Origin of the sequence: Streptomyces sp. NPDC048002 (assembly GCF_040653275.1) — a bacterium.
Classification (GTDB): domain Bacteria; phylum Actinomycetota; class Actinomycetes; order Streptomycetales; family Streptomycetaceae; genus Streptomyces.
This window is the reverse complement of record NZ_JBEZNL010000016.1, coordinates 135644-159255: the sequence shown is the minus strand read 5'-3', so window position 1 is coordinate 159255 and position 23612 is coordinate 135644. Positions and strand designations below refer to the sequence as shown.

The following is a 23612-nucleotide window of genomic DNA, read 5'->3' as shown; positions in this document are numbered from 1 at the left end:
GAGGGTCCTGACTCAGCCCGGGAGGGTCCTGGCGAGTGCGTCCCGCTGGAGGGGGCGGACCTCGGCGTGCAGTTCACGGCCCCGGGCGGTGAGGGTGACCCAGACCCCGCGCCGGTCCTCCGCGCAGATCGAGCGTTCCACCAGGCCGTCCTTCTCCAGGCGGCCGATGAGCCGGGACAGGGCGCTCTGGCTCAGGTGCACCCGTCCGACGAGGTTCTGCACCCGGCAGTGCCCGCCCTCCTCCGGGACGGTGGTGGCGAGGATGTCGAGGACCTCGAAGTCGCTCGCGCCGAGTCCGTGCGGATGCAGCGCGCGATCGATCTCGCACATGGTGCGCGCGTGCACCGACAGGATGTCCCGCCACTGTTCCTCTAGCCCGGCTCCGGCCGTCCTGACTGCCATACCCGCACGGTAGCACCGATCCGACCGATTGTTGAGCATGCAACTAGTGCATACGCAACCTACTGGGCGCCGCTCACTTCCCGGTGTCCTGCAGAAGCCCGATCGGGTTGCCCTCGGCGTCCTTGAGGGAGGCGATGAGCCGGCCGCCGCCGACGTCCTGCACGTCCTGGAGCACCTCGGCGCCGGCCGCCATTAGGGCCTCGCTGGTCGCCCGGATGTCCTCGACGTGCCAGTAGGCGACCGGGCCCGTCATGCCCTTGGCGTGGCCGTTCGGATCCAGCCCGACATCCTGGCCGGCGTCCTTGTAGCCGACGTAGTACGGCTCGTCCGCGTAGGGCTCGGTGCCGAGCAGGGCGCCGAAGACGGCCTTCGCGCGGGCGAGGTCCTTGACGGGGTAGATGATCGTCTGCACTCCGGCGGTCATGGGGCACTCCTCGAAGATTCGGGTCCGACGCCTGTCGTCGGTGCCTTCACGCTAGGTCCGGCCCCGCCCGTCCCGCTTCTCGAAAACTGACCGCTTGCCGCGCCCCGCCCACCTCCGAAGAGGAGGGCGGGTGGTCCCCTCAAGTCGACGCCTCAGGTCGACGCGCGGCGCACCAGTTCCGTGGGGAGGATCACCGCGGCCGGGTCCTCGCCCCCGATCTGAGCCAGCAGCACCCGGACCATCTCGGTGCTGATCCGGTCCCAGGGCTGGCGGATGGTGGTGAGTTCGGGACGGGCCGCGACGGCGGCGGGGGAGTCGTCGAAACCACCGACGGCGACGTCCTCGGGCACCCGGCGGCCGGACCGCTCCAGGGCCGTCAGTACGCCCTGCGCCATGAGGTCGGAGGCGACGAACACGGCGTCCAGGTCCGGAGCCTGCGCGAGCAGCCGGTCGGCGCCGGCCTCACCGCTGGCCCTGCTGTAGTCGCCGGAGACCACGAGCCGGTCGTCGAGCTCGACCCCGGCCTCGGTAAGCACCTCCCGGTAACCGGCGAGCCGCTCGACACCGCCGGGGGTGTCCAGCGGTCCGGTGACCACGCCGATCCGGCGGCGGCCCAGCGAGAGCAGATGGCGCACCATGTCGCGGGCGCCGTCCCGGTCGTCCGCCGCCACATAGCTGACCTTGGAGCCCAGCCCGATCGGCTTGCCGCAGGCGACCAGCGGCACCCCGGCCTCGCGCAGCTGCTCGGCGACCGGGTCCCCGGAGTGGCTGGAGACCAGGAGCACCCCGTCGACATGACCCGCGGTGATGTAGCGGGTTATGCGCCGCCGTTCGCCCTCGGTGCCGGCGATCATCAGCAGCAGCGGGATGTCGTGCGCGGCCAGGGCCTGGGTGCAACCCCGCAGCAGGACATTGAAGTTGGGGTCCTCGAAGAACCGCTCCTGGGGCTCGGTCAGCAGGAATCCGACCGAGTCCGAGCGTCCGGTGATCAGGGAGCGGGCGTGCCGGTTGACGACGTAACCGGTCTTGCGGATGGCTGCGTTGACCGCGTCCTGTGCCGCGGGACTGACGTAGTGACCGCCGTTGAGGACCCGCGAGACGGTGCCCCTGGAGACCCCCGCCTCGCGTGCCACGTCATGGATCGTCGGTGGTCTGCGCCGGCCCCCCGTGTTGCTCATGGTCATGACTTTACGGCCCCGGACAGCAGATCGAGGCTCCAGAACCGCTGGATGACCAGGAAGAGCACGATGAGCGGAAGCACCGCGAGCAGCGCCCCGGTGATCACCAGCGTGTACAGCGCCGGGGTGTTGGCGCCCTGTTCGAGGAGGGTGTAGAGGCCGAGCGTGATCGGGAACTTCTCGTCGTCGCTGAGCATGATGTACGGCAACAGGAAGTTGTTCCACACGGCCACGAACTGGAAGAGGAACACCGTCACCAGACCGGGCACCATCATCGGCAGCGCGACCCGGGTGAAGATCCGCCACTCGCTCGCGCCGTCCATGCGTCCGGCCTCGACCACGTCGGAGGGCACCGCGGCGGCGGCGTAGATACGCGCCAGGTACACGCCGTAGGGGGAGAGGACCAGCGGCAGCAGCACCGAGAGGTAGGAGTCGGTGAGGTCGGCCTCGGCCAGCAGCAGGTACTGCGGCACGGCCAGGATCACCGGCGGCATCAGGACGCCGGCCAGCAGCACGTTGAAGATCGTCTCGCGGCCGCGGAAGCGGTAGATCGCGAGCGCGTAGCCGCTGAACGCCGAGACGACGGTGGAGAGCAGGGCGCCGAGACCGGCGTACAGGGCGGAGTTGCCCATCCACTTCCAGTACACGCCGTCGCGGTAGGCGTTCAGGTCGGAGAGGTTCTGGGTGAAACCGGTGCCCGGCAGGAAGGTGAAGGTGGAGAACAGTTCGCTGCCGGACTTGGTCGCCGCGATCACCACCCAGGCGACCGGCAGCAGGCAGTAGGCCGCGCCGATCAGCAGGGTGATCGTGGGCAGCAGCGCGATCCGGCCGCGCAGCGGCGGGCCCTGGGCGGTGCCGGGCGTGGTGCCCGCGGCGGGGCGGGTCTTGCGGACGGCAAGAGAACTCATCGTGCGGCCTCCTGCTTCTGACGACGGTTCGCGGCTCGCAGGAAGCCGAAGGAGAGCACCAGCGTGGCCAGCGCGATGATCACGGCCTGGGCGGCGGCCGCGTAGATGTCACCCTTGCCGAAGGCGTCCTGGTACACCTTCATCAGGGGACTCCACGTGGTGGAGACGGAGTTGGTGAGCGGCTTGAGGGTGGTCGGCTCGTTGAACACCTGGAGCGTGGCGATGATCGAGAAGAAGAAGGTCAGCACCAGCGAGGGCGCCACCATCGGGATCTTGATCTTCAGCGCGATCTGCAGCGGGGTGGCGCCGTCCAGCTTGGCCGCCTCGTACACCTCGGCCGGGATGGACTGGAGCGAGGTGTAGATGACGATCATGTTGAAGCCGGTGCCGCCCCAGACCGCGATGTTCGACAGGGCCAGGTAGAGCGGACCGCCGTCCAGCAGGTCCGGCTGCGGCAGGCCCAGCCGGTCGAGCACGAAGTAGAAGGGGCTGACGTCGGGCAGGTACAGGAAGCCCCACAGCAGCGCCGCCACCACACCGGGGATGGCGTACGGCAGGAAGATCGCGAGCCGGGTGAAAGGCGCCAGGCGCACCTTGTCGGAGTCGAGCATCAGCGCGAAGACCAGGGCCAGGCCCAGCATCACCGGCACCACGATGCAGCCGTAGCCGAGCACGCGCAGGGCGCCGTCGACCAGTTCGCTGTCGCCGAGGGCGTCGGTGTAGTTCTCCAGGCCGGCCCAGACCTCCGAGCGGGCGCCGGCCCCGAGACCGAGCCCGGAGACCTGCACCTTGCGGAAGCTGAGATAGACGGCGTAGCCGATGGGCAGCGCGAAGAACAGCAGGAAGAGGATTGTTGCGGGGAGAAGGAAGAAGTAGGGCGCGCTTCGCGCTCGTTTGAGGGTGGTGGTGGGAGACGGGTGGGCGTACGGGGCCCCCTTGACCCCGTACGACCTCCGGCGTGCGGTGGTCACTCCGCGACCTCGAAGCCCTGCTTCTTCATGTCGGCGACCGTGTCGTCCTGCATGGTGTTCAGGGCGGCGACGAAGTCCGACTTGTTCTTGGCGGCGGCGCCGAACGCGTCCTTGAAGGTCGTGTAGGCGACGTTGACGTTCGGGCCCCAGGCGGACGGAGCGGTGCTCTTGGCTATCTCGGCGGCCTGGGTGTAGAAGTCCGCCTGGTTCGAGAAGTACTCGGGCGGGCTGGTGAACGCGCCGGAGGTCTGGGCGTTGGTGGCGGCGGGGTAGATGCCGCTCTCCTTGGCCAGCGCCTGGAGGGCTTCGTCGTCGGTGTTCAGCCAGGCGGCGAACTTGGCGGCGGCGGCGCGGTGCTTGGAGTCCGTGGTGACGGCGGTGGAGGAGCCGCCCCAGCTGCCGGTGAGGTTCTCGCCCTCGGACCACTGGGGGAGCGGGGCCATGGCCCACTTGCCCTTGGTGTCGGGCGCGGCCGTGGTCAGCGTGCCCGGCGCCCACACCGCGGAGACCCAGGCGATCTGCTTGCCGGTGTTCAGCGCCTTGTTCCAGGCCGGGGTGTACATCGGCTGGTTGTCGATGGCGCCCTCCTTGACGAGGTCGCCCCAGAACGTGGCGACCTTCTGGGTCGCCGCGTCGTTGATGCCGACCTTCCACGTCTGGCCCTCGGTGGTCCACCAGGAGGCGCCGGCCTGCTGGGCCAGGCCCGCGAAGAGGCCGGAGTCGTTGGCGGAGAAGGTGGTGAGGTCGGTCTCGGGGGACTTCTTCTTCAGCTGCCGGGCGGTCTCGGCGAACTCCTCCCAGGTCTTGGGGACGTCGAGGCCGTACTTCTTGAAGAGGTCCTCGCGGTAGTAGAACATCATCGGGCCGATGTCCTGCGGGACCGCGTAGACGGCATCCGTGCCCAGCGTGGTCTGCTGCCACACGCCCTCGGCGAACTTGGTCTTCGCGTCGCCGGTGTCCTCGGCGATGTCGGCGAGCGCGTCATTGCTGACCAGGGTCGGCAGCGCCTGGTACTCGGCCTGCACCAGGTCCGGGGCCTTGCCGGCCTTGTGCGCGGTGAGGATCTTGGTGACCAGCGTGTCGCCGGACGCCTGCTTCTTCACCGTGACGGTGATCTGGTCCTTCTTGCCCGGCCCGTCGTTCCACAGCTCGACGACCTTGTCCATGCCGGGCGTCCAGGTCCAGTACGTCAGCGACACCGGCCCCGATTCGGCCTCGGTGTCGTCGTCGGAGGAACCGCAAGCGGCGAGGGCGGTGGCGCCGAGCGTGACGGCGACGGCGGACGCTGCGACCTTGAAGAGTCGCCGGCGCTGGGTGTTGGGCATGGATCTCTCCCCTGACCTGGGGTCCTCGCCTGCTGCGAGGACCTGCCATGCTTCTGTGAGCGTTCACAGTAGAGAAACATCCCGGACACTTGTCAATGGTTGTTGCTGTGCGGTTATGTTGGGCTCGCACCGCCACCGCTGTGTGTGCACGTTCCCAAATGATCGATTACCCGGGAGAGATTCCATGCCGGAGACCACCCCCAAGGGCCTCACCAGGCTCGCCTTCGGTGGGGACTACAACCCCGAGCAGTGGCCGGAAAGCGTCTGGCAGGAGGACGTCCGGCTGATGCGCGAGGCCGGCGTCACGATGGTGAGCGCCGGGATCTTCTCCTGGGCCCTGCTGGAGCCCTCGCGCGGCACCTACGACTTCGGCTGGCTGGACCGCCTGCTCGACCTGCTGCACGAGAACGGCATCCGCGTCGACCTCGGCACCCCCACCGTGGTCCCGCCGGTCTGGTTCTACCGGGAGCACCCCGAGGCCCTGCCGCTCGCCGCCGACGGCACCCGCTACGAGTTCGGCTCCCGCGGCGCCATCTGCCACAGCAACGCCGACTACCGCGCCGCCGCCGCGAACATCACCACGAAGCTCGCCGAGCGCTACGCCGGCCACCCGGTCCTGGCCATGTGGCACGTCCACAACGAGTACGGCGTCCCCGTCTCGGCCTGCTACTGCGACTCCTGCGCCGCCCACTTCCGCCGCTGGCTTCAGACCACGTACGGCACCGTCGAGGGGGTGAACGAGGCCTGGGGCACCGCCTTCTGGGGCCAGCGCTACACCGACTTCGCGCAGATCAACCCGCCGCGCACCACCCCGACCGTCGGCAACCCCGCCCAGGCGCTCGACTACCGGCGCTTCGCCGACGCCACCATGCGCGAGAACTTCGTGGCGGAGCGGGACATCCTGCACCGCCTGACCCCGGGCGTCCCGGTGACGACCAACTTCATGACCGCGCTCAGCCAGTGCGACTCGGTCGACTACTGGGCCTGGGGCCGTGAGGTCGACATCGTCACCAACGACCACTACCTGATCACCGACGGCCGCCGCACCCACGTCAACCTCGCGATGGCCGCCGACCTCACCCGCTCGGTCGCCGGGGGAGCGCCCTGGATCCTCCTGGAGCACTCCACCTCGGGCGTCAACTGGCAGCCCCGCAACCCGGCCAAGGCCCCCGGCCAGATGGCCCGCAACTCCCTGGCCCACGTGGCGCGCGGCTCCGAGGGCGCCATGTTCTTCCAGTGGCGGCAGTCCCGGCGCGGCGCCGAGAAGTTCCACTCGGCGATGGTCCCGCACGGCGGCACCGACACCCGCGTCTGGCGCGAGGTCGTCGAACTCGGCGCGCACCTCGACTCGCTGAGCACGATCCGCGGCACCCGCACGCGGGCCGACGTGGCCGTCCTGTGGGACTGGAACTCCTGGTGGGCGCAGACCCTGGACTGGCGGCCCAGCGAGGACCACGACCCGCGCGAGCGCGCCGACGCGTTCTACGAGGCGCTCTGGGACCGCCACCTCACGGTCGACTTCGCCCACCCCGAGGCCGACCTCTCGGCCTACCCCCTGGTCGTCGTCCCCGCGCTGTACCTGATGACCGAGGCGGCCGGTGCCAACCTCCGGCGGTACGTCGAGAACGGCGGCACCCTCGTGGTGTCGTACTTCTCCGGCATCGTCGACGAGCACGACGCCGTCCATGAGGGCGCCTACCCCGGCGCGCTGCGGGACGTCCTCGGGCTGACCGTCGAGGAGTTCTCGCCGCTGCTGAAGGGCGACTCGGTGCGCGTCGATGGTGTCGAGGGCGCCGAGGACGTCGAGCTGACCGGGGACGTGTGGACCGAGTTCGTCGTGCCGCGCGGCGCCGAGACGGTGTGGACGTACGCCGACGGCCTGACCGCTGGCCGTCCCGCGGTCACCCGGCACCGGCTCGGCGAGGGAACCGCCTGGTACGTGTCGACCCGCCTCGACGCGCACGGCCTGGACGCCCTCCTCGGCCGGGCCGCCGAGGACGCCGGCATCGCCCCGCGCGACGGCCTGGCCCACGACGTCGAGGTGGTCCGCCGCGACGGCGAGTCCGGCAGCTACCTCTTCGCGATCAACCACAGCCCGTCGGACGCCAAGGTGCCGCTGGAGGCGCACGGCACCGAACTCCTCACGGGCGAACGGGCCGCGGGCCGCCTCGAAGTGCCCGCAGGAGCCGTCCGGGTCGTCCGGCTCGACGGCTGAACAGAGCCCCCCACCGCCCGCGCGTGCCACGAGAGCCGCGGGCGGAGGGGCACCCCGGGCCGGCCGCTCGGACCGGGGTATCCCCATCCCCATTCATGTCGAAGGGACGACGGACGAAGATGTTCCATCCCAGACGCACCCTCAGGGCCCTGCTGCTCCCGCTCGCGGCCGGGCTCGCCCTCACCGGTCTCCCCGCGCAGACCGCCCAGGCCGCCAGCACGCTGACCAACGGCGGCTTCGAGACCGACGGCACGGGCACCGCCACCCCGTCCGGCTGGTCCGAGTACGGCTCCACCGGGGCCAGTTACGTCGAGGCCGGCGGCCACGGCGGCAGCTACCGGCTCAGCCACTACGCCTCCACCGCCTACAAGGTGGAGACGTACCAGTACCTCTCGGGCCTGACCAACGGCACCTACAAGCTCACCGCCTGGGTCCGCTCCGGCGGCGGCCAGAACTCCGCCTACCTCGCCCTGAAGAACTGCGGCTCCACCGAGCAGCGCACCGACCTGCCGGTCTCCAGCAGCGGCTGGATACGCGTCGTCGTGCCGGTCAACGTCACCAACAACCAGTGCACGATCAGCATCTACAGCGACGCCAACGCCGGCAACTGGATCAACGTCGACGACCTGACCTTCGCCTCCGGCACGGGCGGCACCACCATCAAGGGCTCGGACATCTCCTCCCTCGCCAAGAGCGAGGCCCTCGGCGGGGGTTACAGGACCGCGTCCGGCACGAGCGGCGACGCCCTCGCCATCCTGAAGTCCGCCGGACAGAACTACGCCCGTCTGAAGGTCTGGGTGAACCCGGCCGACGGCTACAACAACAAGGCCCGGGTCCTGGCCATGGCCAAGCGCGTCAAGGCCCAGGGCATGAAGCTGCTCGTCGACTTCCACTACTCCGACACCTGGGCCGACCCCGGCGCCCAGGCCAAGCCGGCCGCCTGGGCGGGCCACTCCTACAGCCAGTTGAAGACGGACGTGTACAACCACACGTACGACGTCCTCAACGCGCTGAAGGCGCAGGGCACCACCGCCGACATGGTCCAGGTCGGCAACGAGATCAACGGCGGCATGCTGTGGTCCGAGGGCTCCACCGGCAACTGGTCGCAGCTCGCCGGTCTGCTCAACTCCGGCTACAGCGCGGTCAAGGCGGTCAGCTCCTCCACCACCGTCGCTCTGCACCTCGCCAAGGGCGGTGACCTCGCGGGCACCCGCTGGTGGTTCGACAGCGCCGTCGCCAACGGCGTCAACTTCGACGTCATCGGCCTGTCCTACTACGGCTACTGGCACGGCACGCTCTACGACTTCCAGACCACGCTGGACGACGCCGCCTCCCGCTACGGCAAGCCGGTCTACGTCGCCGAGACGGCCTACCCCTTCCGGCTCGACAGCGAGGACTCGCACGAGAACATCATCGACCTGGCGAGCGAGCTGGTCTCCGGCTACCCGGCCACGACGGCCGGCCAGACGCGGTGGATGAACGACATCGCGAGCATCGTGGAGGCCGTGCCCAACGGCCGTGGACTGGGCGTCTTCTACTGGGAGTCGACCTGGACCGCCGTCACCGGCAACGGCTGGGACCCCACCGACGCCTCCTCCGGCAACGGCTGGGAGAACCAGGCCCTGTTCGGCTACGACGACAAGGCCCTCCCGGCGATGGCGTGGTTCAGCCACCGCTGACCCCGCCCCGAGGGACCGGGCCCGGCCGCGAGCACGCGCGGCCGGGCCCCACTCCGTGCACCGAAGGCGAACACCTGCCCCTCGCACGGCAGTTCGGTACCGGCCAAGAGGTCACGAGCGCCGGACATGTCGGCTTCCGCTGCGGGACAGTGGGGACACTGGCTTCGAGCGGAACCGGACGGAGGGGACGTGATGGTGAGGACTCCGGTGAGTGAACGGCGTCTGGACATCCTGGAATGGCTCAAGGATCCGTCCACGCACTTCCCGCCCCAGCGGCACGGCGACCTCGTCGAGGACGGCGTCACCTCCGCCGCGGTCGCCGCCAAGCTCGGCGTGGACCGGAAGGTCGCCGACAGCCATCTGGGCCTGCTCACCGGCATCGGCCTGCTGCGCACCCGCCGCATCCGGCGGCGCACCTACTACCGGCGCGACGAGATCCGCATCGCCGAGGTGGCCCGCATGTTCGAGAAGGGCTGGTAGCGGTGGCGACGGCGGACCGCGCCCGGCCGCTCGTCCCGCACCGCTACGTCGCGATCGGCGGACGCGGACCCGAGGACGTGGTGGCCGACTCGCGCGGGCGTGTGCTCACCGGCGTCGAGGACGGCCGTATCCTCCGCCTCGACCGGCTCGACGACCCCGGGGGCACCCGTGTCGAGGTCCTCGCCGAGACCGGCGGCCGCCCCCTCGGGCTCGAACTCCTCTCCGACGACACCCTGTTGGTGTGCGACGCCGAACTGGGCCTGCTCCGCGTCGACCTCTCCGACGGCACCGTGCGCATCCTCGCCGACTCGGTCGCGGGGGAGCGGCTGCGGTTCTGCAGCAACGTCGTCGCCCTCTCCGACGGCAGCGTCTGCTTCACTGTCGCCAGCCGCCGCTACTCCCTGCGCCAGTGGATCGGGGACATCGCCGAGCACACCGGATCGGGCCGCCTGCTGCGCCTCGCCCCCGGCAGCGAGAGCCCCGAAGTCCTCCTGGAGGGGCTCCAGTTCGCCAACGGCCTGGTGGCGAGCGCCGACGAGTCCTTCCTGGTCGTCGCCGAGACCGGAGCCCGCCGCCTGACCCGCCTCTGGCTCACCGGCCCCCGCGCCGGGCGCAGCGAACCCTTCGCCGAGAACCTCCCCGGCATGCCCGACAACCTCTGGCGCGGCACCCCGGACGGCCTCCTCTGGGTTGCCCTCGCCGGTCCCCGCCTCCCGCCCCTGGAACTGCTGCACCGAAGCGCCCCCGCCGTCCGCCGCGCCGCCGCCCGGCTCGCCGTCCGCGCGCCGTTCCGGCCCACCGGCGGCATCGGCGTCTTCGCCTTCGACGACACCGGCGCCCGGGTCCACCACCTCGCCGCCCGGCACTCCCGCTTCCGGATGGTCACCAGCGTCTGCGAGGCCGCGGGCCACCTGGTCCTGGGAAGCCTGTGGGAGCCCGGGGTGGCGCTGTGCGAGCCGCCCGCCCCGAAGTGACCGCGGCGATCACCCGGCGTTAGGCTGAGTGCCGGCCGCGTCGACCCGAGCGGCGCGGCGGTGGGGCCCGCCGTATCCGAACCGCGGCGAGAGCGCCGACAACGGTCCCTACTTGCAGAGGCGTACGCCCGCGCTCCGGGCCCCGGCGAGTAGGAGAGTACGACCATGACCGGCCACCGCACCGATGTCCCGCCCCGGCCGGAGCCGCTGCTGCGCGGTCAGGCCCCCGTGCTCGCCGCCGTCGCGGCCGGCGGAGCGCTCGGGGCGACGGCACGCTACGCGCTGGCCCTGTGGTGGCCCCTGCGGCCCGGCGGATTCCCCTGGGCGACCTTCTGGACCAATGTCGCCGGGTGCGCCGTGATCGGCGTGTTCATGGTGATCGTCTCGGAAGTGCGGCCCGTCCACCGCCTGGTCCGCCCCTTCTTCGGCACGGGTGTGCTCGGCGGCTTCACCACCTTCTCCACCTATGCCGTCGACATCCGCCTGCTGTTCCGCTCCGGCCACCCGGAGACGGCCCTGGCCTACCTCGCGGCGACCCTCCTGGGAGCCCTGGCCGCGGTCGGCCTCGCCACCGCGGGCACCCGGCGCCTGCTGAAGGGCGGGAACGCGTCGTGAACTGGCTGCTGGTCGCCCTGGGTGCCATGGTCGGCGCACCGTTGCGCTATCTCACCGACCGCGCGGTGCGCTCCCGGTACACGGGGGTGTTCCCTTGGGGCACCCTCGCGGTCAACGTCACCGGCTGCCTGGTCCTCGGCCTGCTCACCGGCGCCGCCACGGATCCCCAGGTCCGGCTGCTGCTCGGCACCGGGCTGTGCGGGGCGCTGACCACGTACTCGACCTTCTCCCACGAGACCCTCCGGCTCGCGGAGACCGGCGCCGGCCGCGCGGCCGCCCTCAACGTCACCGCGAGCGTGACGGCGGGCCTGTGCGCCGCCTTCGCGGGGGTGTGGGCCGGGCAGGCGCTGTGGGGGTAGGGGGCGCCCGGGGTCCCGCTCGGTCCTGCCTTGACAGCGGGCAGCCCGCGGTCGGATCATCGCACCGTGGACCTGTCAGACAGCCGGACAGCCGGACAGCCCCCGCGACGCGTCAGCGCGATGGAGGCGGTCCTCGCCCATCTGCGCGCCGCCATCGAGCGCGGCGAGTACGCCGTGGGGGACAAGCTGCCCTCGGAGGCGGAGCTGTGCCGCGCCCTGGAGGTGAGCCGCCCCGTCCTGCGCGAGGCCCTGCGCGCCCTCCAGACGATGGGGCTGACCGTCTCGCGCACCGGCAAGGGCACCTTCGTCGTCGCCCACACCGTGGAGGACCCCACCTTCGGCGACTACGCGGCCAGCGACCTGATGGAGGTGCGCCGGCACGTCGAGATCCCGGTCGCCGGGTACGCGGCGCTGCGGCGCACCCCGGAGAACCTGGACCACCTGGCCCACCTCCTGGCCCGGATGGAGCGGGAGACGGACACCACCGCCTGGGTCGCCATGGACACCCTCTTCCACCTCGCCGTGGCCGAGGCCGCCCAGAACCCGGTATTCCGCAAGGTCATCGAGGAGATCCGGGACGCGCTGGCCCGCCAGTCGGCCTTCCTCACCGAACTCGGCGGCCGCCGGGAGCAGTCCAACCGTGAGCACCGGGCGATCGTCGAGGCGCTCACCGACGGCGGTGAACGGGACGCGACCGAGGCCATGGCCCACCACCTGGACCGCGTCGAGACCTCCCTCGCCGACATCGTGCGGGCCGGCCACGCCGGCTCCACCATGGAAGACGGAGGGGGACGGTGAACGGCACGCCGTCGCCGACGGCCTGCAGAAACGTTCCTCTGTACTCGGCGCCCGAGACCGGCGCCACCCCGCCCACCCCGCCGGCGCGTGCCCCGCGCCCCGGCGGCAACCCACCCCCCATGGATCAGGCAGCGATGCACAGCAGTTCCCTGGCGGACGCACCCCCCGTCCGCGCCCCCCGCCACGTCCCCGTCGCCCACGTCGTACGCGGCGGAGTGGTCGAAGGAGTCCACCACGGCTCGGTCGTCGTCCTCGGCCCCGACGGCGAGGTCCTGTTCAGGCTCGGCGACATCGAGGCCGCCTTCTATCCGCGCTCGGCCCTCAAGCCGCTCCAGGCCGTCGCCATGGTGCGGGCCGGACTGCCGCTCGACGGCGCCCTCCTCTCCCTCGCCGCGGCCAGCCACTCCGGTGAGGAGCGGCACCTGGCGGGCGCCCGCCGCATCCTGGAACTGGCCGGACTCGGCGAGGACGACCTGGGCAACGTCAGCGACCTGCCGTTCGACCCCGCGGTGCGCGACGCCTGGGTGCGCGAGGGCCGCGCGCCCTCCCGGCTCGCCCAGAACTGCTCGGGCAAGCACGCGGCCATGCTGTACACCTGCCGGCTCAACGACTGGCCGCTGGACGGCTACCTCGACCCCGGGCACCCGCTCCAGCAGGCCGTCGCCGAGATCGTCGAGGACCTGACCGGGCAGCGGATCGCCCGGGTGACCGTGGACGGCTGCGGCGCACCGCTCTTCGCCGTCTCCCTGCACGGCCTGGCCCGCGCCGCCGCCCGGATCACCACCGCCGTGCCGGGCACCCCCGAGGCCCGGGTCGCCGACGCGATGCGGGAGCACGCCGAGATGGCCTCCGGTGCCGGACGCGACGTGGCCGCGCTGATGCGGGCCGTGCCGGGACTGCTCGCCAAGGACGGCTTCGAAGGGGTCCAGGTGGCCGCGCTCCCCGACGGCCGCGCCGTCGCCGTCAAGATCGCCGACGGTGCCGTACGGGCCAGGATCCCCGTGGCCGCGGCCGCGCTCGCCCGGGCCGGTGTCGACCCCGGGCTGCTCACCGAGTTCGCCGGCGAACCCCTGCTCGGCGGCGGCCGTCCGGTCGGCCGGGTCCGCCCGGTGCGCGCCCTGGACCCGGACGCCCCGGCCGAGTACACCCACGCCGGGGCGACGGCCCCGTACCTCGGAAGCACCGGGTGAGGTGCCCTCCGATCTGAGCGGACGCAGCGGAACCGGCCCGGAGGCACAATGGCGATCATGAGTGTCCCGCCGTCGTCCCGGACCTTCCGGCCGGTCCTGGAGCGTATCGCCGACGAGATCGGCCGCACCCCGGGCCGGGGCCGCGCCGCCGACTACATTCCGGCGCTCGCCGCCTGCGACCCGCGCAGCTTCGGCATGGCCGTCGCCGAACTGGACGGCTCCGTGTACGGGGTGGGGGACTGGCGCGAGCCCTTCTCCACCCAGTCCCTCACCAAGGTCTTCACCCTCGCCCTCGATCTGGCCCGCGAGGGCGACGAACTCTGGGAGCACGTGGGCCGCGAGCCCTCCGGCAACCCGTTCAACTCCCTGGTGCAGCTGGAGTACGAGAACGGCATCCCGCGCAACCCCTTCATCAACGCCGGCGCGCTGGTGGTCACCGACCGCCTCCAGACCCGTACCGGCGACGCGGCGGGCGCGCTCCTCGCGTTCCTGCGCACCGAGAGCGGCAACCCGGACCTGGACTTCGACAAGGAGGTCGCCGCCTCCGAGACCGCGCACGGCGACCGCAACGCCGCCCTGGCCCACTTCATGGCCTCCTACGGCAACATCGACAACCCGGTGCCCGGTCTGCTGGACCAGTACTTCCGCCAGTGCTCGATCCGCGCCTCGTGCGCCGACCTCGCCCTGGCCACGACCTTCCTGGCCCGCCACGGCGTCCGGTCCGACGGCTCCCGGCTGCTGACCCGCAGTCAGGCCAAGCAGGTCAACGCCGTCATGATGACCTGCGGCACCTACGACGCGGCCGGTGACTTCGCCTACCGGGTGGGTCTGCCCGGCAAGAGCGGCGTGGGCGGCGGCATCATCGCCGTCGTGCCGGGACGCTGCGCGCTGTGCGTGTGGAGCCCGGGCCTGGACGAGCGCGGCAACTCGGTGGCGGGCGTGGCGGCCCTGGACCGCTTCACCACGCTGACCGGCCTGTCGGTGTTCTGACCCCCGCGACCGGCTTCCCGCGACCGGGCCCGCCGTGAGCACGGGCGGGCGGGACCGACGGGCGTCCGCCGGCCCGGTGAGCGGTTCCCGCTCGGGGTGAGGGACTACCGCTCGGCGGCGCCCCACTCGTCCACGGCCACCTCGTCGCCGAGGGACAGCTTCCCGGGCCGCAGCACGGACAGCTTCGTGCCGAACACCACGCCTCCGCCCGCCGCGCGCCGGTAGCGGGCGAGCGTGCGCAGCGGCTCCTTGCCCCCGCGCGCCCCGGTCTCCTGGTCGACCAGCGTGACCGCGCAGCGCACCGCGAGCTTGGCGTAGCCCAGTTCCGTACCGCCGATCCGCACCCGGCGCACCAGGTCCTCGGCGTGCGGCTCGGCCGCCCAGTCCGAGCCGTCCACGACGATGTTGGGGCGGAACCGGTTCAAAGGCAGCGGCGGGGCGCCCAGCTCGGCCATCCGCCGGTCCAGCAGGGCGAGGGAGGCGCGGGAGAGCAGGTGGACGGCGCTGCTGTCGGCGTACCCGGACGGTCCCGGGGTCCGGCCCGCGGCGATCCGGTCGTGCTCGGGCGGCACCCGTACCAGCCGGCTCGGTGTGCCGAGGACCGCCGTGAGCCAGTCGGCGACCTCGTCGCCCTGGTCGATCCCCCCGAACGTCTCGCCGAAGAGATCGACGGAGCGGCGCGGCGCGGACGTGGTGACCGCGACGCGCACCTCCGTGCCGTCCGCGTCGAGCAGGAGTTCCGTGCCGTCGGGGCTCACCGTGGGCCGGATCAGCGCCAGGCGCGGGTGGCGGCGCTGGGTGCGGTAGACCCCGTCCTCGCTCGTCACCATGAACGTGCGGTCGTGCGCGAGGCCCGCCGCGGTGAGCGGACCCTCGCTCAGCGACCGGCCCGCGCACCCCTTGACGGGATAGCAGATGAGATCCATGACCTCGGCCATGTACGCTCCCCCCTCGCCCGGCCGCCAGGTTAGGACATCGGCTCGACGCCCCCGGAACCGGCGGCGGCCGGGACCGCGACCGGCCCGCACCCGTCCGCACTCCGGTACCGGCCACGCACCGGACACACCTCGGCTGCCCTCCGGTGTTCCCCGCGTCGATTTCCGGCCATCCGCCACAGGCACGCTGACCGAGTGTTGGCCATGGCCTTTCCCGTCGATCTCCGCCGCTGCCAGGTACTCGGACTGGCGGGTACCGCCGTCCTCGCGGCAGGTGGCGGAACAGCAGGAGCGCTCCCCGTCCGGGACCTCCTCGCCCCCTCCTCCGCCGAGGCCGCCCTCGGCCTGATCGGCGTGTACTTCGGCGTCGTCCTGCTGATAGCGGCCTGGGCGCTGCTGGGCCGGCTGCTGCTGACCGACCGGCCGCCGACCCCGCGGGCCCTGCTGCTCACCCTCGCCGTCTGGGCGGTCCCGCTGCTGCTCGCGCCGCCGCTGTTCAGCCGGGACGTCTACAGCTACCTCGCGCAGGGCGCCATGGTCGACGCCCACATGGACGTCTACGCGCACGGGCCGGCCCGGCTCGGCGGCCCGCTCGCCGAGGAGGTCGCCCCGCTCTGGCAGCACACGGGAGCCCCCTACGGCCCGGTCTTCCTCGCCCTGGCCTCCGCGCTGTCCGCGCTGACCCGCGGTGAACTCCCCGCGGGCCTGGTCGGCATGCGGCTGGTCGCGCTGCTCGGGGTCGCCCTGATGGCGGCCGCCCTGCCCCGGCTGGCCCGGCACAGCGGCGCCGACCCGGCCGCCGCGCTGTGGCTGGGCGCCCTCAACCCGCTGGTGCTGCTGCACCTGGTCGCGGGCGCCCACAACGACGCCGTGATGCTCGGCCTGCTCGGCCTCGGCCTGGTCGCCGCGCTGGGCCGGTGGCCGGTCCTCGGAGCCGTGCTCGTGACCCTCGCCGCCCTGGTCAAGGCGCCCGCGGTGCTCGGACTCGTCGCGGTCGTCGTACTCCAGGCGCGGGCCGGCCGCGGCCCCCTCCGCGCCGTGCTCACGACCACCGCGGCCGCCGCCGCGACGACGGTCGCCGCCACCTCCGTCGCCGGCACCGGCTACGGCTGGATCGGCGCTCTCGACACACCCGTCTCGCCCCACAACTGGGCGCTCACCAGCCTGCTGGGCCGGGCCACCCGCGCGCTGCTGGAAGGGCTGGGCAGCGACCTGGCGCCGCTGGCCGTCCCGGCCTGGCACGCCCTCGGTATCGCCGCCGCCGTGATCGCCATAGCGGTCATATGGCTCAGGCTCCGAGTGCGTCCGGTCTACGCGCTCGGCCTGAGCCTCGCCGCCGTGGCCGCCCTCGGCCCGGCGATCCGCCCCTGGTACGCCCTGTGGGGCCTGTTCCTCATCGCCGCCGCGGCGCCGAGCACCTCGGTCCGCCACCGGCTGGCGGCCGTCGCGGGCGTACTGGCGCTCGCCACCCTGCCGAGCGGGGGTCAGGCCGACACCGGTCAGCTGGTGCTCGCCGTCTCCGGCGGGGTGCTCGCGGTGGTGGTGCTGTGGCAGGCCCACCAGGCGGAGCTGGCGCCGGCCTGGGGGCGTGCCGCATGAGACTGCCCCGTACCGATCCGGGGCGGCTGCTCCTGGTCCTCGTCCTGGCCGCCGCCGTGACCGCGTTCACGGCGACCGTGCCGCTGCTGCGCGACTGGTTCGACCTGCGCGTCTACCACGGCACCGTGGACAGCTGGGTGCACCACGGCGGCCACATCTACGACTACCTCGTCCCCGGCACGACGTACGGCTTCACCTATCCGCCGTTCGCCGCCGTCGCCATGCTGCCCATGGCCCTGCTGAACCTCCCGGCCGCGGTCGCGGTGGCCCTGCTGCTCAACCTGGCCGCGCTGGGCGTGGTCCTGCGCGTCCTGGCGGGGCGGGACCTGCGGCGCTACGGCTGGTTCGGCGGTGCCCTCGCCGTCTGCGCGCTCGCCCTGTTCGAGCCGCTGCGCGACACCTTCAGCTTCGGCCAGGTGAACCTCGTCCTGCTCGCCCTGGTGCTGACGGACGCCTGGCTGCTGGCCACGGGCCGGGAACGACGGGCGGGAATCGGGATCGGCCTGGCCGCCGCCGTGAAGCTGACGCCGGCGGTCTTCATCGGCCTGCTGCTGCTCGCCGGCCGCCGGCGGGCCGCGGGTGTCGCCACGGCCGTGGCGGTCGGGGCGACGGCACTGGCCGCCTGGGTGGCCCCCGACGCGTCCCGCTACTACTGGACGACGGCCCTGTGGGACACCACCCGGGTGGGCCGCCTCGACTACGTCTCCAACCAGTCCCTCCAGGGCGTTCTCGCCCGGCTCGGCGAACCGGAGCGGGCCCTGTGGGCGCTGGCGGTCCTGCTGGTGCTGGGTGTCTGGGCGTGGCGCACGAGCCGCGCGGTCGCGGCGGGGGAGTGGATCGCGGCGTTCGCCCTGACCGGGCTGGTGGCCTGTCTGATCAGCCCCATCACCTGGGTCCACCACCTGGTGTGGCTGCTGCCCGCGTTCGCGGTCCTGGCGCGCGCGGGGCGCCCGCGGGTCGCGGGCGCCCTGTACGCGGTGATGTGCACGAGCGTGGTCTGGCTGTGGTTCGACGACTCCTCCGGCGTCGACGGCTTCCTCGGCTCCAACCTCTACGTCTGGATCACGCTCGGGCTGCTGCTGTGGCTGCCGGTCGGTCAGCCTCCGTCGGCCCGGCGCCTGCCGGGGCGCAGTGTCACCGCCACGGCGGCCGCGCCGAGCATCGCGGCGGCGGCGACCAGCCAGGCCGCGCCCCAGCTCGGACCCCCGTCCGCCGACGCCGACGCCGACGCCGCCGCTGCCGGAGCCGCGGTCGGGGAGGCGCTCTCGACGGACACCGCCCCCGGAGCGGGGCTCGGTGTGACGCGCAGCGCGTCCAGCGAGCCCACCGGATCGACCCGCCCGGCGGCCGCGAAGCCCCAGTCGAGGAGCTCCCGGGCCTCCTCGTAGACCGCGAGGCCGCCGCCGGCCTGAGGGTTCATCACCGTGACGACCAGGGTGCGGCCGTCCTTGCGGGCGGCGCTGACCAGGGTGTGGCCCGCCTTGCTGGTGTAGCCGTTCTTGACGCCGATCAGGCCCGGGTAGCGGCCGACGCCGTCGGCGCCGGTGAGCAGCCGGTTGGTGTTGCGGATGCCGTACGACCAGCCCCCGCGGCCCGGGAACCTCGCCTCCGCCGTGCCGCAGTACCGCGCGAAGTCCTTGTTGCGCAGCCCCGCCCGGCCGAACACCGCGAGGTCGTACGCCGAGGAGACCTGGCCGGGCGCGTCATAGCCGTCCGGTGACACCACGCGGGTGTCGAGGGCGCCGAGGGACCGGGCCTTGGCCTGCATCCCCGCGGCCGTGGCCCGCCAGCCGCCGTTGAGATGCGCCAGCACGTGCACGGCGTCGTTGCCGGAGTTGAGGAACACTCCGTTCCACAGATCGGAGACCCGGTACGTGTACCCCTCGGCCACCCCGACCAGGCTGCTGCCCGCCCCGATGCCGGCGAGTTCCTCCTCCTTGACCGTGTGCCGGACGCCCGCGGGCAGCGAGGGCAGCACGGTGAGGGCGAAGAGGGTCTTGAGGGTGCTGGCGGGCGGGAGTCTGCGGTGCGCGTCGTGCGCGGCGAGCACCTCGCCGGTGGCGGCGTCGGCGACCACCCAGGAGAGCGCGGAGACCCGCGGTACGCGGGGCGCGCCCGCCTGCGGCCGTACCTGCGTGCCGGACCGGCGCAGCAGCGACGGCTCCGGAACCGTGGCGACACGCGCGCGCTGCGCGTCGCCGGGGTCGGTCGTGCCCCGCGCGGCGGCCGTGGCGGGGGCGAGCCCCAGCAGACCGGCCACGCAGAGCGCGCCGGCCGTGAAGGTCACCCGGGATGAGAATCCGATCTTCATGCAAATCAACCTAGAAAGGCCGGGCCGGGACATCGCGCTGCCCTGACGGAGCGTCGCCCGCGAGCACCCGGATGCCGCACGCGCGGAGTCCGGCGGCCCGCGCGGATCACCTCGGCTGAGGCAGCGTCGGCTGCACGCGGCGCAGGAAGGCCGCGTTGTCCGGCGTCTCCCGCATGCGCTCCAGCAGCGTCTCCAGGCCGTCCTTGGCCTGGAGGACCCGCCGCAGGCCCTGGGCCGCGCTCAACTCGGCCGGTGCCAGCAGCAGTTCTTCCCGGCGGGTGCCGGAGGCCGTGATGTCGACCGCCGGGAAGACCCTGCGGGAGGCCAGGTCGCGGCTCAGGCGGAGTTCCATGTTGCCCGTGCTCTTGAGTTCCTCGAAGAAGAACTCGTCGGCGCGGGAGCCGGTCTCCACCAGGGCGGTGGCGAGGATGGTCAGGGAGCCGCCCTCCTCGGCCGCCCGCGCGGCACCGAAGAACCGCTTCGGGCCGATGAGCGCGGAGGCGTCGACGCCACCGCTGAGGGTGCGGCCCCCCGAGGCGGCCGCGTTGTTGTGGGCCCGGCACAGCCGGGTCAGGGAGTCGAGCAGGATCACGACGTCCTCGCCCGCCTCGACCAGCCGCTTGGCCCGCTCGACGACGAGTTCGGCGAGCGCGATGTGCTGCTTGGGCGTCCGGTCGAAGGTCGAGGCGTACACCTCGCCGCGCACCGAGCGCCGCATCTCGGTGACTTCCTCGGGGCGTTCGTCGAGGAGCAGCACCATCAGGCGGCTCTCGGGATGGTTGCCGGCGACGGCCGCGGCGATCTGCTGGAGCAGTACGGTCTTCCCGGTCTTGGGCGGGGCCACGATCAGCCCGCGCTGGCCCTTGCCGACGGGCGCGATCAGGTCGGCGACGCGCCCGGTGAGGCCGGCCGCCGGGTGTTCGAGGCGGATCCGCTCGCTGGGGTGCAGCGGGGTCAGGTCGCCGAAGTGGCGGCGGTTGCGGTCGGGGGCCCGCCCGCCGACGCGGGCGACTTCGGTCAGGGCCCGCCGGCCGTCCCGGACGCCCTCGACGAGGTCGCCCCTGCGCAGGCCGTGACGGCGGATCAGGGCGGCGGGGACCTGGAGGTCGGAGGCCGTCGGCAGCAGGCCGGCCGGACGCAGGTGGCCCTTCCCGCTCGCGTCGATGTCGAGCACACCGATGACGGTCTGCGGCGGGGACTTCTGTACGGGGGGTTCGAGTGTGGTGGTCATGGGAGGGGTCCTTTCACGGACGTACGGCATGAGACATGCGAGAAGGGGAGGGGTCGCCGCGGGAACGAGGCGGACAAGGCGCCTTCGGGCGGCGGGGAACAGCACCCCGGAGTACGGCGGAACCGCTGGTCACGAGGTGGTGAGGAGAGGCCGGTACGACGACCGGCCGAAGGAGAACTGGCACCGGCGCCCTGGACAGGGCGTACACAAGGGCTGGCGGGACCGTACCACGCCCATGTCGTGCGTGGCGAGGATCCAAGGGGGAGCGGGTGCGGGCGACTGTGCGCCTCTGCGCGGCTCTCGGATGTCCGGTCCCGTGGGCTTCAACGCGTCGACGGCCTCGCCTATTCCGGGCGTCCGGTCGAGGCGGAGCGGGAACTCCGGGACGGGATGTGCGACCGGCCCCCGCGGCGGGTGGGTTCCCGCTTCGAGAGGGCCGGTCCGGGGCGTCGGCCCGTACGGGCCGCAAGGGGGCGCGTGGAGGCGCCCGGGTCAGACGGAGCGCGCCTGCGCGTCCGCCGCGATCCGGTCGAACTGCGCGCCCATCGCGGTCGCCAGGGCCTGCGCGGCCGACAGCGGACGGACCATCACCGTGAACTCGTCGATCAGGCCGTCCTCGTTGACGTGGAGGAAGTCGCAGCCCTGGATCTCGCGGTCACCGACCCGGGCCGTGAAGATCAGCGCGTGGTCGCGGCCGCCCGCGTCGTTGATCTCCCGGACGTAGCGGAAGTCCTCGAAGACCCGCGAGACCCCGCGCAGGATCGCGGCCGTCATCGCCTTGCCGGGGTACGGCTTGAACACCACCGGGCTGGTGAAGACGACGTCCTCGGCCAGCAGTGCCTCGGCGGCGTCGAGGTCCCATTTCTCGATCGCCTCGCGGAACGCCTGCATCGCCCCTCCATAGTCAATTTGTTGAATAGGTGCGGATGACATTAGTCACCTGCTGCTAGCGTGTCCACATGTCGCTGAAGTACGCCGTCCTCGCCGCCCTCCTGGAGGGAGAGGCGTCGGGCTACGAGCTGTCCAAGGTGTTCGACGTGTCGCTCGCGAACTTCTGGGCGGCGACGCCTCAGCAGCTCTACCGGGAACTGGAACGGCTGGCGCAGGACGGTCTGGTGGCGGCCCGCGTGGTCCAGCAGGAACGCCGGCCCAACAAGCGGATGTTCACGCTGACGGAGACCGGCCGGGCGGAGCTGCGCGCGTTCGCGGTGGAACCGGTGCGCAGGCCCGCCGCGATGCGCGACGAACTCCTGATCAAGATCCAGGCCATGGACGAGTCGGACCCGGTCGCCACCCGTGCCCTGATCGAGGAGCGGATGTCCTGGGCGCAGGGCAAACTCGCCCGCTACCAGCGGGTCAAGGACCGCATGCTGGACGGGCGGAGCGAGGAGGAGTACCTGCGCGGCACCGACCGCGTCGGGCCGTACCTCACCCTGCACGGCGGCATCGCCTACGAGCAGGAGGTCCTGCGCTGGTGCGAGCGCGTCCTCGCCGTCGTCGAGCAGCGCGCGCCGCTGGGCTGAGGTCAAAAGACGCCCTAAGCTGGCGCCGATGTTCAGCCCAGAAGGTCCCTCCCTGCGCGAACTCGCCGTCCAGGCGCTGTCGTCCGTCGAGCGCGGCTACGACCTGCTCGCGCCCAAGTTCGACCACACGCCCTTCCGCACCCCGGACTCGGTGCTCGACGCGGTCGCCGCGGCACTGGAGCGGACGGGGCCCTTCGACAGCGGGCTCGACCTGTGCTGCGGTACCGGCGCGGGCGTCGACGTGCTCACCCGGGTGTGCCGGGGCCCGGTGGTCGGCGTGGACTTCAGCGCGGGCATGCTCGCGGTGGCCCGCGCCCGCCGATCCGGTCCGCGCGTCTCCTACGTCCGCGCCGACGTCCGGGCCCTGCCCTTCGCCCCGGCCTTCGACCTGGTGGTGAGCTTCGGGGCCTTCGGGCACTTCCTGCCCCGCGAACTGCCGGACCTGTTCGGCCGGGTGCGTTCCGTGCTGCGGCCCGGCGGCGCCTTCGCCTTCCCCGTCGTCGCCCCGCCGCGGCCCACTTCGTGGGCGTACTGGATGCTGCTGGGCTTCGACGGGGTGATGCGGGTGCGCAACGCCGTGTGGCGGCCGCCGTTCGTCATGTACTACCGCGCCTTCCGGCTCGGCGAGGTGCGCCGGGAGCTGGAACGCGCCGGACTGACGGTGGAGCTGACGGCGCTGCCCGAGTTCGGGCAGCGCCGGGACGGCGGCCCGCGGGTGCGGATGGTGATCGCCCGGCGGCCGCCGGATCAGCCGGCCGCGGGGAGCGTGAACTCGTAGACCAGGGCGTCCTGCCGGGCGTCCACCAGGAGTTCGGTGATCTCCAGCGGGCGGGCGTACTGGTCGTGCACCCGGCGCGTCACGCGCACCGAGGAGGCGCCGGCGAGCGGGGTGATGGCGTCCCGGTGGTGCAGGGTCAGGCCCGCCTGGCGCATCCAGTCGTAGGCCCGGCGCAGTTGGGCGCTGGACGAGTCGCCCGCGCGGTCCCGGTAGCGGCCCAGCTCGCGGACCTCCGCCAGCGCCACGGCGGAGAAGGACGTCACGGCCGTCCGGCGCCCCTGGCCGCAGGCGTCCGCCGACTCGTAGCGGTGCACCAGGGTCGGGCGGTGCGGGGCCAGGCCCAGGGCCCGGGCGTGGCCGGGCGGGGGCGTCTCCCAGGTCACCGTCGTCCGGTCCACCGCGCCCGGATCGTCCGGCCGGGCGCCGACGGGGAAGGTCAGCGCGGCGGCGTTCTCCACCGGCAGCCCGGGGAGCGCGGCGTGGCTGCCGCGCCGGTCGGTGGCGACCGCGCCGTCGTGCCGCAGCACCTCCAGTGCCTGCCGTACGGTCTCCCTGCTGACGCCGTACTGGCGGGCCAGGTGCCGTTCGCCCGGCAGGCGCTCCCCGGGCGGGATCGTGCCGTCGCGCAGCTCTTCGAGCAACTGCGTGGCGACGCGCCAGTAGAGGGGCTGTCCCTCGGTGAGCTGATGGTCGTGCGGGGTGGTGCGGGCCATGCCGCGCCCTCCTG

Annotated in this window: 23 protein-coding genes and 1 pseudogene; 13 read left to right on the top strand and 11 right to left on the bottom strand. The window is 72.7% G+C overall.

The window, feature by feature from the left end; genetic code table 11:
• Positions 1-12: 12 nt before the first annotated feature.
• From AB0E07_RS21250 to AB0E07_RS21225, 6 genes are all read right to left on the bottom strand, one after another.
• Positions 13-402 (bottom strand): MarR family transcriptional regulator, encoded by a 390-nt coding sequence (locus AB0E07_RS21250; RefSeq protein ID WP_362254150.1) that lies wholly within the window; start codon positions 400-402, stop codon positions 13-15.
• A 73-nt stretch (positions 403-475) separates the two neighbouring features.
• Positions 476-826, bottom strand: a complete 351-nt coding sequence (locus AB0E07_RS21245) for a VOC family protein (protein ID WP_362254147.1) — start codon at positions 824-826, stop codon at positions 476-478.
• A 152-nt stretch (positions 827-978) separates the two neighbouring features.
• Complete coding sequence (locus AB0E07_RS21240; RefSeq protein ID WP_362254144.1) at positions 979-2010, bottom strand: LacI family DNA-binding transcriptional regulator; 1032 nt, start codon at positions 2008-2010, stop codon at positions 979-981.
• Positions 2007-2912, bottom strand: coding sequence for a carbohydrate ABC transporter permease (locus tag AB0E07_RS21235; protein WP_362254141.1), 906 nt, complete (start codon positions 2910-2912; stop codon positions 2007-2009). The genes AB0E07_RS21240 and AB0E07_RS21235 overlap by 4 nt, the downstream gene beginning before the upstream one ends.
• Positions 2909-3883 carry a sugar ABC transporter permease gene (locus AB0E07_RS21230; protein WP_362254138.1) on the bottom strand — a complete coding sequence of 325 codons (975 nt, stop codon included), beginning with the start codon at positions 3881-3883 and terminating at the stop codon, positions 2909-2911. The genes AB0E07_RS21235 and AB0E07_RS21230 overlap by 4 nt, the downstream gene beginning before the upstream one ends.
• Entirely contained in the window at positions 3880-5208 is a 1329-nt protein-coding gene (locus AB0E07_RS21225; protein ID WP_362254134.1) for an extracellular solute-binding protein, read from the bottom strand. Before AB0E07_RS21225 ends, AB0E07_RS21230 begins: the two co-directional genes overlap by 4 nt.
• Before the next feature lie 184 nt (positions 5209-5392).
• On the opposite strand from AB0E07_RS21225, the gene AB0E07_RS21220 reads away from it, so the two are divergent.
• From AB0E07_RS21220 to AB0E07_RS21180, 9 genes are all read left to right on the top strand, one after another.
• Entirely contained in the window at positions 5393-7423 is a 2031-nt protein-coding gene (locus AB0E07_RS21220; RefSeq protein WP_362254131.1) for a beta-galactosidase, read from the top strand.
• Positions 7424-7542: 119 nt separating this feature from the next.
• On the top strand, positions 7543-9102 hold the full coding sequence (locus AB0E07_RS21215) for a glycosyl hydrolase 53 family protein (protein WP_362254128.1): 1560 nt from the start codon (positions 7543-7545) through the stop codon (positions 9100-9102).
• A 192-nt stretch (positions 9103-9294) separates the two neighbouring features.
• The gene (locus tag AB0E07_RS21210; protein ID WP_362254182.1) at positions 9295-9582 is read left to right on the top strand and encodes an ArsR family transcriptional regulator; all 288 of its coding nucleotides are present in this window, start codon (positions 9295-9297) and stop codon (positions 9580-9582) included.
• A 2-nt stretch (positions 9583-9584) separates the two neighbouring features.
• Entirely contained in the window at positions 9585-10556 is a 972-nt protein-coding gene (locus tag AB0E07_RS21205; RefSeq protein WP_362254125.1) for an SMP-30/gluconolactonase/LRE family protein, read from the top strand.
• Positions 10557-10721: 165 nt separating this feature from the next.
• Positions 10722-11171, top strand: coding sequence for a CrcB family protein (locus AB0E07_RS21200; protein WP_362254122.1), 450 nt, complete (start codon positions 10722-10724; stop codon positions 11169-11171).
• The gene (gene crcB, locus AB0E07_RS21195; protein ID WP_362254119.1) at positions 11168-11530 is read left to right on the top strand and encodes a fluoride efflux transporter CrcB; all 363 of its coding nucleotides are present in this window, start codon (positions 11168-11170) and stop codon (positions 11528-11530) included. Before AB0E07_RS21200 ends, crcB begins: the two co-directional genes overlap by 4 nt.
• A gap of 66 nt (positions 11531-11596) precedes the next feature.
• On the top strand, positions 11597-12328 hold the full coding sequence (locus tag AB0E07_RS21190; protein ID WP_362254117.1) for a FadR/GntR family transcriptional regulator: 732 nt from the start codon (positions 11597-11599) through the stop codon (positions 12326-12328).
• A 134-nt stretch (positions 12329-12462) separates the two neighbouring features.
• Positions 12463-13518, top strand: a complete 1056-nt coding sequence (locus AB0E07_RS21185; protein ID WP_362254179.1) for an asparaginase — start codon at positions 12463-12465, stop codon at positions 13516-13518.
• 48 nt (positions 13519-13566) lie between these two features.
• Positions 13567-14508 (top strand): glutaminase, encoded by a 942-nt coding sequence (locus tag AB0E07_RS21180; RefSeq protein WP_362254114.1) that lies wholly within the window; start codon positions 13567-13569, stop codon positions 14506-14508.
• A gap of 104 nt (positions 14509-14612) precedes the next feature.
• Here AB0E07_RS21180 and AB0E07_RS21175 read toward each other — a convergent pair whose 3' ends face one another.
• The gene (locus AB0E07_RS21175; RefSeq protein WP_362254111.1) at positions 14613-15446 is read right to left on the bottom strand and encodes an MOSC N-terminal beta barrel domain-containing protein; all 834 of its coding nucleotides are present in this window, start codon (positions 15444-15446) and stop codon (positions 14613-14615) included.
• A 201-nt stretch (positions 15447-15647) separates the two neighbouring features.
• Here AB0E07_RS21175 and mptB point away from each other — a divergent pair, with 201 nt between their 5' ends.
• Together mptB and AB0E07_RS21165 are read left to right on the top strand one after the other, a co-directional pair.
• Positions 15648-17042: a polyprenol phosphomannose-dependent alpha 1,6 mannosyltransferase MptB gene (gene mptB / locus AB0E07_RS21170; RefSeq protein WP_362254108.1), complete on the top strand. Its 1395-nt coding sequence runs from the start codon at positions 15648-15650 to the stop codon at positions 17040-17042.
• Entirely contained in the window at positions 17039-18430 is a 1392-nt protein-coding gene (locus AB0E07_RS21165) for a glycosyltransferase 87 family protein (protein ID WP_362254105.1), read from the top strand. Before mptB ends, AB0E07_RS21165 begins: the two co-directional genes overlap by 4 nt.
• Positions 18431-18465: 35 nt before the next feature.
• On the opposite strand, the pseudogene AB0E07_RS21160 reads toward AB0E07_RS21165, so the two are convergent.
• From AB0E07_RS21160 to AB0E07_RS21150, 3 genes and pseudogenes are all read right to left on the bottom strand, one after another.
• Positions 18466-19353: pseudogene (locus AB0E07_RS21160) on the bottom strand (serine hydrolase); the annotation flags it as partial.
• 106 nt (positions 19354-19459) lie between these two features.
• Positions 19460-20584: a transcription termination factor Rho gene (gene rho, locus AB0E07_RS21155; RefSeq protein ID WP_362254102.1), complete on the bottom strand. Its 1125-nt coding sequence runs from the start codon at positions 20582-20584 to the stop codon at positions 19460-19462.
• Between the two features lie 492 nt (positions 20585-21076).
• Positions 21077-21475, bottom strand: coding sequence for a nuclear transport factor 2 family protein (locus tag AB0E07_RS21150; protein WP_362254099.1), 399 nt, complete (start codon positions 21473-21475; stop codon positions 21077-21079).
• 68 nt (positions 21476-21543) lie between these two features.
• Here AB0E07_RS21150 and AB0E07_RS21145 point away from each other — a divergent pair, with 68 nt between their 5' ends.
• Together AB0E07_RS21145 and AB0E07_RS21140 are read left to right on the top strand one after the other, a co-directional pair.
• On the top strand, positions 21544-22107 hold the full coding sequence (locus tag AB0E07_RS21145) for a PadR family transcriptional regulator (RefSeq protein ID WP_362254096.1): 564 nt from the start codon (positions 21544-21546) through the stop codon (positions 22105-22107).
• Between the two features lie 28 nt (positions 22108-22135).
• Complete coding sequence (locus tag AB0E07_RS21140) at positions 22136-22885, top strand: methyltransferase domain-containing protein (RefSeq protein WP_362254093.1); 750 nt, start codon at positions 22136-22138, stop codon at positions 22883-22885.
• Here the strand turns inward: AB0E07_RS21140 and AB0E07_RS21135 are convergent.
• Positions 22855-23598, bottom strand: coding sequence for a GntR family transcriptional regulator (locus AB0E07_RS21135; protein WP_362254090.1), 744 nt, complete (start codon positions 23596-23598; stop codon positions 22855-22857). The two genes, AB0E07_RS21140 and AB0E07_RS21135, sit on opposite strands and share 31 nt — an antisense overlap.
• Positions 23599-23612: the final 14 nt, after the last annotated feature.